Here is an 11,341-nt window from a genome sequence, read left to right on the forward strand (position 1 = left end):
ACAACCGGGCGGACATTTCGGATGACGGGCGGTACATCGGTTTCAGTTACGGGCGGAAGGGGTTTGCCACCGACAAGAGCTCCGAGATCTACCTTTTCGAGGTGGAGAGGATCGAGCTTACGCGGCTGACCGTCAACGGCGAGTGCGACGCGTGGGTCGATCTGAAGGCGGAGACGCCGGTGTACATCAAGGCGGCGGGCGAGGGCGTCGGGTTCGCGCACGTGAGCGAGGGACCGGGACGGGAGGCGTGCCTGCTGCAACTCTTCGCCAACGCGCCGCTGTGGATTTCGAAAGAGCGGATGTTCCTGGCGACGGCCCAGCCGGTTGAGGGTCGCGACCGGATCATAATCTCGTTCTGGCTGTACGGTCCGCAGATGCGGCTTGAGCGGCTGGTGCGGATTCCCTGCGACGACCAGCGGACGCTGTTCAGCACGACTCCGGCACTCCGCGGAGATAGGACCCTCTACTACGCCACGGCGGAGAACCTTGAAGTGGTCCAGGAAGCGGGCCGCGACGGCGAGAGCGAGATGCTCAAGGTGGACATCTGGCGGATCGATCTGGAGACGAAGGCGAAGCGCCGGGTGACGACGTTTACGTTCAAGGGCCGTTTCCAGCACAACAAGGACGCGCCGGTGGGCTACGTCGATCTGGCGATCTCGGACGACGACGCGATGCTGTTGTGCTGCTTTCTGCCCGGCAAGGGGTTGACGCTCAAGGGGTTCGACGACGAGGGTCGTTCGCGGGTCTATCTGGTCGAGGTCGAGACGGGCAAGGCCGATCTGTTGAGCCATGAAGGCAACGTCTACTACCCGCAGTGGGCTCCGCTTTCGGCGGGCGATGGTGCGGCGAGCCAGCCGGCGTCTGGCGATCGACGGATCGTCTTCCTGACCGGCACCGACGCCGGCAAAGGGCGGCGGCTGATGATTGTCGAACCGGAGGACCGGCCGCGCGAATTGCTGTGGCTGCCCGACCGGGTGATGCGCGGGTATACCGGCTGGACGTGGCTGAGGGATGGGCGATTGCGGGTCTTCCATCTGGGTTCGCGCGGGTTGAGCGTGGTCGATCTGGAGGTGGACGGGACCGAGCGGCACGTTCGGCACCTGGCGGTGGAGCAGCTCAAGCGGCTCAAGGAGCGGGCGGATCTGGAGGCGGCGATCGCATACCTGAAGCACACAGCGGAGACGGTACGGGAGAGCGTCGATCTGCCGGCTGAGCTGGAGCCGGGTTTGGGCGAGCGGATTGCGGCGATGGAAGAGCGTCTCGAGGCGATGCGGGCCGAGCCGGTGGAGTACGCGGACAGCTTGGATGACTGAGGTGCGTGGGTTCAGCGTGGGTGGTCGTCGAGGGGTCTGTACCTGCGTTTGGGCTGAGGCGGCATTTGGGCGTTGAGTTGCTGGCGGCCGTAATCCCGGTCGAGGAACCATGCCCGGACAGCCAGGACCAGGCAGGTCCAGGTGATGACGGCGGAGATTCGGTGGCGGGTGATGTCGTAGTCATGGTGGAGCGTGGCGAGCCATATGCCGCCGAGCCAGACGCCGGGCAGGATGACGGCTGCGGCTCCGATCATCCAGGGCAGGAGGCGCGGGTAGGCCCAGAGGCCGAAGGCGAAGCCAATCGATCCGGTTATCGCGAGGACCGGCCAGGGGAGGATGTTGGCGAGTTCGGGCCAGATGATGGTCTGGCTGTAGCGCATGGGCGAGGCGAGCAGGTGCTGAGCCAGCAGCCCGATGGCGGCGGCGTAGAGCACGAGCAGTCGGCGATGCCAGATGATCCGCGTGGCGTCGCTCATCGCGATCATCCCCAACCGGCGAAAACCACCAACGAGGCCTATTTCGCGGTGACCCAGAGCTTGACCGGGAGGCCTTCGACTTCAACTTCCTTGGTGGCCGGCGTGTCGCGGCCGGTCTGGTCGATGGTTTGGGCCAGGGTTTCGTTTTTGATGTATTCAGTCATCGTCGCGAGGACGGGCGCGAACTCGGCTGGGGCTTCGACGACCAGATCAATTCGGGCCTCGTAGGCCAGGTCCATTTCCTTGCGGATCTGCTGGATGTGGTGGACCAGTTCGCGGGCGAGTCCTTCGAGGCGCAGCGGCTCGTCGATCTCGGTTTTGAGGACGACGAGCACGTCGGGGCCCTGGGCGGCTTCGAATCCGGCGTGCGGCTGAAGGCCGATTTCGACGTCGTCGGCGGTCAGGTCGACGGTCTGGCCGTCGAGTTGCAGGTCGAACTTGCCTTCGGCGAGGAGGGCCGACCGTGCGGCGGCGGCGTCGATGGTCTGGAGGGCGGCTTTGATCTTGGGGGCGAGCGGTCCGTATTTGGGTCCGATGGCGCGGAAGTTCGGCTTGATGACGTGATCGACGTACCGGTGGACTTCGGTGACGAATCGGACCTGCTTGACATTGAGTTCCTCGCGGACGAGGTCCACGTAGTCGCGGAGCATCTCGGCCTTTTCGGCGTGAGCGAGGATGAGTTCCACTTCGGGCAGCGGCTGGCGGACTTTGATTTTGGCGGCGGCGCGGGCGGACCGTCCGAGGGCGGCGATTTCGCGGGCCAGTTCCATTTGTTCGAGGAGCTTGTTGTCGATCAGGGCGGGGTCGGCTTTTGGCCAGTCGCACAGGTGAACGGATTCGGAGGCGTTCGCAAGTCGGTTGGCTTCGAGGTTCTGATAGATCGTCTCAGCGAAGAACGGGACGAACGGGGCCATGAGGCGCGCGAGGGTGGTGAGGCACTCGTAGAGGGTCCAGTAGGCGTCGAACTTGTCCTGGTCGAGCTGGGACTTCCAGAAGCGGTCTCGCGAGCGTCGGACGTACCAGTTGCTCAGGGCGTCGACGAACTCGGCGAGCCGGACGGCGGCCTGGTGGATCTGATAGTCGTCGAGCAGCTCGGTGAGGCGCTGCGTGGTGCGGTGCAGGTCGGCGATGATCCAGCGGTCGAGCGACGAGCGCTGGGCGGCTGGTTGGTATGAGGCTTGACCCTTCTGGCCCTGATCGGCTGGGTTGAAGCCGTCGATGTTGGCGTAGATGACGAAGAAGCTGTAGACGTTGTAGAGGCGGATGAGGAATTCGCGTTGGGCTTCGGCGATGGCGTCCTCATCGAAGCGGGCGGAGGTCCACGGCGGCTGGCCGTAGTAGAAGTACCAGCGGAGGGCATCGGCGCCTTCGCGGTTGAAAATTTTGGCCGGCTCGTCGTAGTTGCGGAGGCTCTTGGAGAGTTTTTTGCCGTCCTTGCCGAGGACGAGGCCCAGGACGATGCAGGTCTTGTAAGGATGCGGGAACGGCTGATCGGGAAAGACCATGGTGGAGATCGCCAAGAGCGAATAGAACCATCCGCGGGTCTGGTCGATGGCTTCGGAGATGAAGTCGGTGGGGAACTGCTGCTCGAACATCTCCTTGTTGCGATGCGGATAGCCGTATTGGGCGAAGGGCATGCAGCCGGAGTCGAACCAGCAGTCGATGACCTCGGGCGTCCGGCGCAAGATGCCGCCGCATTTATCGCACGGCACGGTCACGTGGTCGATGAAGGGCTTGTGGACGGCGAGGTTCTCGGGGAGTTCGGGCTCCTGTTTGCGGCGGTTTTCAAAGTATTCGAAGGCCTGCGGATTGGCGGCCAGCAGTTCGGCTTTGGAACCGAAGGCCCGGGCGTGGTCGCAGCTTTGGCAGAGCCAGACGGGCAGCGGCGAGCCCCAGAAACGTTCGCGACTCAGGGCCCAGTCGATGTTGTCCTCGAGGAAGTTGCCGAATCGCCCGTCGCGGATGTGCTCGGGGAGCCACTGGATTTGGGCGTTGTTGGCCAGCAGCTTGTCCTTGACGGCGGTGGTCTTGATGAACCAGCCCTGGCGGGCGTAGTAGATCAGCGGGGTTTCGCACCGCCAGCAGAACGGGTAGCTGTGCTTGTAGGTTTCGCGTCGCAGGAGCAGGCCGCGGTCTTTCAGGTTGCGGATGATCTGTGGATCGGCGTCCTTGATGAACATGCCGGCCCACGGCGTGACCTCGGCTTTGAAGCGGCCGGTGGGTTCGACGAGTTGGATGACGGGCAGGTCGTATCGACGGCCGACCTGGTAGTCGTCGGCGCCGAAGGCTGGGGCGCAGTGGACGATGCCGGTGCCGGCGTCGAGGGTGACGAAGTCGGCTTCGACGACGAAGTGGGCTTTCTTTTCGACCGGAGCGAAGCTGTAGAGAGGTTCGTATTCGCGGCCGACGAGGTCCTGGCCGCGGACGGTGCCGATGACCTCGTGCGGGACTTTGCCCATGACCTGTTTGACCAGCGGCTCGGCCATGATCAGGACTTCATCGCCGACCTTCACGCGGGCGTAGTCGATGTCCCTTTTGACCACGAGGGCGGCGTTGGAGATCAGCGTCCAGGGCGTGGTGGTCCAGGCCAGGAAGGATTCCTTTGGGTCGTCTTTGCCGCGGAAGGCGACGTAGACGGAGGGGTCTTCGACGTCCTTGTATCCCAGTCCGACCTCATGGCTGGAGAGGACGGTGCCGCAGCGGGGGCAGTAGGGAACGATCTTGTGGCCGCGGTAGAGCAGGTCCTTGCGGAAGATCTCGGCCAGAGCCCACCAGACGGATTCGACGTAGGAGGTGGTGCAGGTGATGTACGGGTCGTTCATGTCGAGCCAGAAGCCGACGCGGTCGGTGAGCTGCTCCCACTCGCGGACATAGCGAAGCACCGAGTCGAGGCAGCGGCGGTTGAAGGGTTCGACGCCGTAGGCTTCGATCTGGTCCTTGCCGTCGATGCCAAGTTCCTTTTCCACCTCGATTTCGACGGGCAGGCCGTGGGTGTCCCAGCCGGCTTTGCGATAGCAGTAATGGCCCTGCATGGTCTTGTAGCGGGGCATCAGATCCTTGATCGCGCGGGTCAGGACGTGGCCGGGGTGAGGCAAGCCGTTGGTGGTCGGCGGGCCTTCGTAGAAGACAAAGGGGGTGGCCCCCTGCCGCTGGTGCAGGCTCTTTTCGTAAATCCCACGGGCCTTCCAGAATTCGATAACCTTCTTCTCGGAGGCTGGGAAGTCGAAGTTGGCCGGTACTGGGTCGAACATGCTCAATCACCTTCCAGACAAAAAGAACGCTATGCCGCCAATCGCGACGAATGATGTATTGTAAGCGCGGCCAACGTCGAATTAAAGGATCGATCGGCCTGGCACGACGCGCCGCACCGGTGAAAAGGTACCACTTTGGGCACAAACGCAACACGATGCCGGAAGCCAAACGCGACAGAAGCACTCCAAACGTCGGTTTCGCGTCGCGTTTTCGGCCCCCAAAATGCCGCAAAATGCAGAACTTTTGCGGCAAAACCGGTTAAGAGGCGAAATTTGGTGAATTTTAATTGAATATCAGTCCGATAAGAATTAAGATTTCAGCCGATTCAGGGCTTTTGACGGCCTTTCTGTGAGGTTTGTCGAAAAGCCTGGAGGCAAGTCAGTTGTGTTCTACTTTCGTAGGATCTTTTTGGAGGTAATGCCATGGCGAAGAAGAAAGCCGCAAAGAAAGCTGCGAAGTCCGCTGCCCAGGAGCCGCTGGTGGTGGCCAGCAAGGTGAAGAACTACGTTCGCTCCAAGGACATGATGACTTCGTCGGATGCGCTGGCGGCCATCTCGGACAAGATCTACGGCATGCTCGATGCGGCCATCGGAAGAGCCCAGGCCAACAAGCGCAGCACGGTCAAGCCGCAGGACCTGTAAGCCAGGTCATCCGGCAATCCGAGAACAGAAGCCCGGCCGATTTGGTCGGGCTTTTTTTGTGCGCGGTGGTGAAAGGCAGAGGGGAACCACAAAATAGGATATCTGGGGCGTTTGGGGTAACGGTGTCGAGAGGACAAGCCGGCCACGGGGCTTCAGGCTTGCAGTCCAGACGGGTACGTGGTAAAGTATCCGTTGAGAGAGAGGCTGGTGCCTGAGAGTGTGTACGGGTTAGGGAGAGAGAAAAATGGTCAAGAGAACCCTTCTGCCTGCGCTGTGTTTTGCGCTGTTAGTTCCCGCGGTTGCCCTGTCGGTGGAGGTGCGCTATGCCGCACCCAAGCCGCAGTGCACGTATCTTCCCGGTGGGTTCGCCGCCCTGGCCGACCCGAACACGGGCCAGGTGTACCAGGGCGAGGACATCCTGGGCGACCCGCAGTTCAGCTACCCGGTGATCTTCGACACGGGGGCCAGCGGAGTCCTGATGAGCGAGATGGTCCGGACCGCCTTTGGTATCCCGCTGACCGGCGAGACGTTCGAGGATATCGGGATCGGCGGGACCGAGACGTTCGACGTCAGCAGACCCACGCGGCTTTTGCTGGCTCCGAACAGCGTGGGGCCAACGGGCGCCGATATCATCGGCAACTACAGCCCGTACGGCGAGTACAAGTTCCAGGTCAAACAGACGGACAGCCTTCTTACCGGGCCGTTCGACATCATCGGCACACCGGTGCTCCGCAACCACGTGATGCACGTCCAGCCGAACATCACTCCCTACGGGTCGTTCTATCCGCCCATTGACTACATGCAGACGACCCTTCTGACGTCGCTGCCGACCCTGCCGTCGCAGGGCGTGTTCCGGTTCCCGCTGGTCTACGAAGATTTCATCGACGATCCGAACCCGCCGGTTTCGGTCGGGCAGAACCCGATGCTGCCGAACGTGCGGATCGTGGACAGCCGCAAGCCGTCGGACCAGCAGTCGTCGGCGCGGTCATGGCTGTTTGACACCGGAGCCTCGGTCACTATTATAGGCGAGGATTACGCCCTCGACGTGGGGATCGACCTGGTCAATGAAGATCCGGTGGCGGAGGTGCAGGTTGCCGGCGTGGGCGGCGACACGCGTCTGATGTTCGGATACGAGGTGGACGAGTTGATTTTGCCGATGGCGAACGGCGATGAGTTTATCGTCGAGAACGCGGTCGTGTTCGTGCCGGAGAGCGGCGTGCTGCCGGCGGACCTGCCGGGCATCATCGGGATGAATCTGATCGCGCCCGCGTTCAGCCAGGTGGATCCCTTTATTGGTCCGCTGGACACGACGCCGACGGTGTTCAGCGACTGGTACGTGGACAGCCTGAGCAACCAGTTTGTCCTGATCGATCCGAACAGCACATACGTGCCCCTGCCGTCGACGCTCGCGATCATGCTGATCGGCCTGCCGATGCTGCGCCGGCGGAGATAGTCGCAAGAGGAGATGATGGACGAAAGACCAACTCAGGCTTTTGGGGTCGAATGCCCGCACTGCGGCCGCGTTTTTGAGGCGGCGGAGATGGCGCCGGAGCGGGAATGCCCTTCGTGCGGCCGGCCGATCGGGGTGGTCGAGCGGGCTGAGTACCGTCCGGCGGTACGGTCGCCGGTCGCCCGCGTCGTTGCGGTGGTGCTGCTGATCGGGCTGCTGTTGCTGATCGCGGTCGGAGTGATCGGTCTGGTTTTGGGCGGGTTGTAGAGGGGCTTCGCGCGGCGTGGCGGCTGATCGGGTTGTTCAGTGGGTCGATTTGGTCCTGAGCCAGTCGGCGAGCCGGTCGATCGCGGTGGTGACGTTGCCGCAGTAATCCCGCAGGAAGGCTTCGCCGACGGCTTTGGTTCGCGGCAACTGCTCGACCGCGGCCAGCACCCTCGCCCCGTCGAAATCGACGCACGCCAGCCTTGCCGCGAGCACCTCATCGGCGACGCCGAAATCGGAGCCCGGCAGGACGGCCACGCCGGTCTCTTCCAGCAGGCGGTCGCAGAGCTGCCGGCTGGTCTCGATGCCGCGTTTGGCCAGGTCTTTGCGGAGGGGCGAGAAGTCCGGGAACAGATAGAAGGCGCCTTCGGGCGTGGCCACCTGGGCTCCAGTCTTGCGGAGCCGTGTCGCCACGTGGCGGCCGAGAGCCCCGAGCACCCGCCGGACGCTCCAGAGGTAGTTCTGGATTTCGATCCCACCGCGAAAGGCCCGCACCGCGGCGTACTGGATCGGCGCGCTGGTGGAGGTGAAGGTCTCGGAGGCGACCACGGCCATCGCGTCGAGCAGCCAGCGCAGGGCATGAGGAAAGACGAAGGTTCCCAGCCGCCATCCGCCGGCGCCGCACCACTTGCTCAGGCCGCCACTGATGATGGTGCCTTCGGGGTAGAACCGGGCGATCGAGACGTGCTGGCCCTTGTAGTGCAGTTCGCCGTAGATTTCGTCCGAGATCAGAATGACGCGGTGTTTTCGGGCCACCTGGGCGATGGCTTTGAGTTCCGTCGCCCGATAGGTCATGCCGGTCGGATTGGCGGGGTAGTTGAGGATGAGGATTCGCGGACGGTCGGGGTCGGAGCGGCAGAGCCGCTGGAGTTCGTCCGGGGTCAGCCGCCAGTCGTTGGCGGATTGGGTGGGCAGCCAGTGGACGTGGCGGCCGATGATGTGGGCCTGCGGGGCGTAGGAGACCCAGCTGGGAACCGGGATCACCAGGTCGCCATAGTAGACCAGTTGCACGAGGAACATCAGTTCCTTGGAGCCCGGGCCGATGAGAACGTCGTCAGCTGAGCAGTCGATGCCCTGGGCCTGGCGGTGATAGTCAGCGACGGCCTGGCGAAGCTGCGACAGACCCTTGACCGGCAGGTAGTCCTTCTGGTGAGCGTTGACCTTGAGGGCCTCGACGACGGGCGCCGGCACGGGAAAGGGGCTTTGGCCCAGTCCCAGCCGGAATATCTGGCGGCCCTCGCGGCGCAGCGAGGCGCTGTGCTCGTTGATCGAGAGCGTCGCCGATTGCGACAGTCCGCGGACGTTGAGGTTCAGGTGGACTTCCGGCGTGTTCTTCTTTCGGGCGATCATGGCGTTCTCCCGTTCTTGCGTCCTTTGCTTTCCCACTCCAAACGGCCCACTCACGCCCCCACCGTTTTCATCGGCAGGCTTCACCGATCGCGTCCAGTCTAGTCCGGCCGGCGGCTGAGGCGGGCACCGTTCCAGTTCGGTTTGACTTGACGCGTGGGCGACCGGTCCATAGGATGTAGATGGACGTCGGCTGGAACACGTGGCGTGGATCTCAGCCGGTTCGCCGCGGAAGCGGCAGACAACTATAGCTAACTCCGAATGATCGGAGGGGTGGCCGAGTGGCTTAAGGCGGCGGTCTTGAAAACCGCTGTGAGGCCGAAACCTCACCGGGGGTTCGAATCCCTCCCCCTCCGTTCTCTCCCGTCAGGTACTTGTGTTTCCACGGAGAAAAAGACGGCGGGTGGACCCGCGGATCGACCGCAGAACCACCCGCCCTGTTCATTGCCGTTGTTACGAGCGGCTTTTACCGTTGGACGCGGGCGGATTCGCCTTTGGCGAGGGCTTCGACCTCGTCGAGTCGGGCCATGGTGACGTCGCCGGGGAAGGTGGTCAGGAGGGCGCCGTGGGCCCAGCCGAGTTGCAGGGCTTCCTGCGGTTCGCGGCCGGCGATCAGGCCGTAGATGAGGCCGGCGGCGAATCCGTCACCTCCTCCGATCCGGTCGATCACGTCGAGCTGGCAGGTCGGGCTGACATATCGTTTGCCGTTGAGCCAGAGGACGGCGGCCCAGTTGTGCCGATTGGCAGAGACGACCTCGCGGAGCGTGGTGGCGACCATTTTGACGTTGGGGAACTGCTCGACGACCCGCTCGATCATCTGGAAGAAGGTGTCGGGGTCGAGCTTGGATTTTCTGCCCGCCTCGGGGCCGGCGATTCCCAAGCCCTTCTGGAGGTCTTCCTCGTTGCCGATCAGGGCGTCGACCTTGCCGACGATGCGGCGGAGCACGTTGTGGGCGTTCTCGAGTCCGCCGATCGGGGCCCAGAGCTTAGCCCGGTAGTTCAGGTCGAACGAGTTGATCGCGCCTGAGGCCTTGGCAGCGTCCATGCCTTCGAGGATCAGTTCGGAGGTCGTCTCGGAGAGGGCGGCGAAGATGCCGCCGGAGTGGAACCACCGGGCGCCCGCTTTGAAGATGGTCGGCCAGTCGAAATCGCCGGGTTTCAGCAGCGATCCGGCTTCGTTCGAGCGGTTGTAGAACACCACCGGCGGGCGGATGCCCTGGCCGCGGTCGCTGTAGACGGTGGCCATGTTGGGCCCGCGGACGCCGTCGTGCTTGAAGTGCTTGTAGAACGGCCGAACGCCCATCTCGCGGACGCGGCCCTGGATCAACTCGCCTATCGGATAGTCGACCATGGCGGTGGCGATGCCGGTGCGGAGGCCGAAACAGTCGGAGAGGTTGGCGGCCACGTTGTACTCGCCGCCGGAGACGTGGATCTCAGCCGACCGGGCCTTGCGAAAGGGGATCACGCCCGGGTCCAGGCGATGGACCAAGGCCCCGACCGACAGAAAATCCAAATCACAAGCATCCTGACGAATCTTCAAAGCGCTCATCGATACTCCTCGGTACTCCTCTGGGTTCACGGAACCGAAGCGTCCGCCCGCTTGGACGCCGCTTCCCTGTATTATCGAAAACGCAGCGGCGGCGTCAACGGAAGAAGAGGAGAATTCAGAGGCCGGAAGTCAGGACTTGACAAGAAAGAAGGGTGTGTTTTCGCGGGCGGCATCCCATTCTGCCCTTACTCCGCGGGCAGGGCGAAGTGGAAGGTCGCGCCCTGGCCGTGCCGGGAGTCGACCCAGACGCGACCGCTGTGGCGTTCGACGATGCGTTTGACCATGGCCAGACCGATGCCGGTGCCGGGATAGCGGCGCCGGTCGTGCTGGAGGCGTTTGAACACCACGAAGATCTGATCGAAGTACTGCGGTTCGATCCCGATGCCGTTGTCGGCGACGCTGAAGACCCATTCGCCGCCGTCCCGGCGGGCCGACACGCGTATCTGCGGAGGGCGGGACTCGGCGCGGAATTTGATCGCGTTGGAGATCAGGTTCTGGAAGACCTGGGCCAGTTGCGTCCGGTCGGCGGGCACTGTGGGCAGCGGGTCGGTCGTCACCTGGGCTCCGCTTTCCTCGATGGTCAGATACAGGTCTTTGAGGACGTGGTCCAGGATCTGGCGGCAATCCGTTGGGACCGGGATCCTGCCCCGCGTCTCGACCCGCGAGTACTCCAGCAGGCCGCGCAGCAGGCAGCTCATCCGCATCGCCCCTTCGACCGCGTGGTGGATGAACTCATCGGCACGGTCGTCCAGTTTGCCTTCGTATCGCATCTGCAGAAGCTGAACAAAGCTGGCGACCATGCGGAGCGGTTCCTGCAGGTCATGGCTGGCCGCGTAGGCGAACTGCTGGAGATCGGCGTTCGAGCGTCGGAGTTCCATGACGGTATCGGCCAGTTCCAACGTCCGCTCGCGGACCCGCTGCTCCAGCTCGTCGCGGGCTTTGGTCAGTTGCTCGGCCAGGTTCCGCAGATCCGCTTCGCTCTCCCGCAGGGCCTGTTCGGCATGCTTGCGCTGAAGGGCCTGCAGGATCGCCGGGGCCAGGGCCTCCAG

The 11,341-nt window shown here is 63.5% G+C and carries 9 protein-coding genes and 1 tRNA gene; 5 read left to right on the forward strand and 5 right to left on the reverse strand.

Features of this window, described 5'->3' with window-relative positions:
* On the forward strand, nucleotides 1-1,313 hold a 1,313-nt coding region (locus tag GXY33_12015; protein NLX05857.1), incomplete at its 5' end, for a hypothetical protein.
* 11 nt (nucleotides 1,314-1,324) lie between these two features.
* Here the strand turns inward: GXY33_12015 and GXY33_12020 are convergent.
* Both GXY33_12020 and GXY33_12025 read right to left on the reverse strand, forming a co-directional pair.
* Nucleotides 1,325-1,789: a hypothetical protein gene (locus tag GXY33_12020; protein NLX05858.1), complete on the reverse strand. Its 465-nt coding sequence runs from the start codon at nucleotides 1,787-1,789 to the stop codon at nucleotides 1,325-1,327.
* Between the two features lie 38 nt (nucleotides 1,790-1,827).
* A complete protein-coding gene (locus GXY33_12025; protein ID NLX05859.1) occupies nucleotides 1,828-5,040 on the reverse strand; it encodes an isoleucine--tRNA ligase in 3,213 nt (1,070 codons plus the stop codon).
* A gap of 423 nt (nucleotides 5,041-5,463) precedes the next feature.
* On the opposite strand from GXY33_12025, the gene GXY33_12030 reads away from it, so the two are divergent.
* The 3 genes from GXY33_12030 (at nucleotide 5,464) to GXY33_12040 (ending at nucleotide 7,399) form a co-directional block, all read left to right on the forward strand.
* Nucleotides 5,464-5,682 carry a hypothetical protein gene (locus tag GXY33_12030; GenBank protein NLX05860.1) on the forward strand — a complete coding sequence of 73 codons (219 nt, stop codon included), beginning with the start codon at nucleotides 5,464-5,466 and terminating at the stop codon, nucleotides 5,680-5,682.
* A 244-nt stretch (nucleotides 5,683-5,926) separates the two neighbouring features.
* Nucleotides 5,927-7,135 carry a hypothetical protein gene (locus GXY33_12035; protein NLX05861.1) on the forward strand — a complete coding sequence of 403 codons (1,209 nt, stop codon included), beginning with the start codon at nucleotides 5,927-5,929 and terminating at the stop codon, nucleotides 7,133-7,135.
* A gap of 15 nt (nucleotides 7,136-7,150) precedes the next feature.
* Complete coding sequence (locus GXY33_12040) at nucleotides 7,151-7,399, forward strand: hypothetical protein (protein ID NLX05862.1); 249 nt, start codon at nucleotides 7,151-7,153, stop codon at nucleotides 7,397-7,399.
* A 36-nt stretch (nucleotides 7,400-7,435) separates the two neighbouring features.
* On the opposite strand, the gene GXY33_12045 is transcribed toward GXY33_12040, so the two are convergent.
* On the reverse strand, nucleotides 7,436-8,746 hold the full coding sequence (locus GXY33_12045; GenBank protein ID NLX05863.1) for an aminotransferase class I/II-fold pyridoxal phosphate-dependent enzyme: 1,311 nt from the start codon (nucleotides 8,744-8,746) through the stop codon (nucleotides 7,436-7,438).
* A 264-nt stretch (nucleotides 8,747-9,010) separates the two neighbouring features.
* On the opposite strand from GXY33_12045, the gene GXY33_12050 reads away from it, so the two are divergent.
* Nucleotides 9,011-9,099: transfer RNA gene (locus GXY33_12050), tRNA-Ser, on the forward strand.
* Nucleotides 9,100-9,209: 110 nt separating this feature from the next.
* Here GXY33_12050 and GXY33_12055 read toward each other — a convergent pair.
* On the reverse strand, nucleotides 9,210-10,292 hold the full coding sequence (locus tag GXY33_12055; protein NLX05864.1) for a sugar kinase: 1,083 nt from the start codon (nucleotides 10,290-10,292) through the stop codon (nucleotides 9,210-9,212).
* 185 nt (nucleotides 10,293-10,477) lie between these two features.
* Nucleotides 10,478-11,341 (reverse strand): GHKL domain-containing protein (locus GXY33_12060; GenBank protein NLX05865.1); only part of this gene is annotated, 864 nt, incomplete at its 5' end.

The sequence above is a fragment of the Phycisphaerae bacterium genome, from assembly GCA_012729815.1.
Classification (GTDB): domain Bacteria; phylum Planctomycetota; class Phycisphaerae; order JAAYCJ01; family JAAYCJ01; genus JAAYCJ01.

What these genes read in the sequence shown, in the direction of transcription:
- GXY33_12020 (NLX05858.1), bottom strand. Translation starts at nt 1,789, where the DNA reads ATGAGCGACGCCACGCGGATCATCTGGCATCGCCGACTGCTCGTGCTC.
- GXY33_12025 (NLX05859.1), bottom strand. Translation starts at nt 5,040, where the DNA reads ATGTTCGACCCAGTACCGGCCAACTTCGACTTCCCAGCCTCCGAGAAG.
- GXY33_12030 (NLX05860.1), top strand. Translation starts at nt 5,464, where the DNA reads ATGGCGAAGAAGAAAGCCGCAAAGAAAGCTGCGAAGTCCGCTGCCCAG.
- GXY33_12035 (NLX05861.1), top strand. Translation starts at nt 5,927, where the DNA reads ATGGTCAAGAGAACCCTTCTGCCTGCGCTGTGTTTTGCGCTGTTAGTT.
- GXY33_12040 (NLX05862.1), top strand. Translation starts at nt 7,151, where the DNA reads ATGGACGAAAGACCAACTCAGGCTTTTGGGGTCGAATGCCCGCACTGC.
- GXY33_12045 (NLX05863.1), bottom strand. Translation starts at nt 8,746, where the DNA reads ATGATCGCCCGAAAGAAGAACACGCCGGAAGTCCACCTGAACCTCAAC.
- GXY33_12055 (NLX05864.1), bottom strand. Translation starts at nt 10,292, where the DNA reads ATGAGCGCTTTGAAGATTCGTCAGGATGCTTGTGATTTGGATTTTCTG.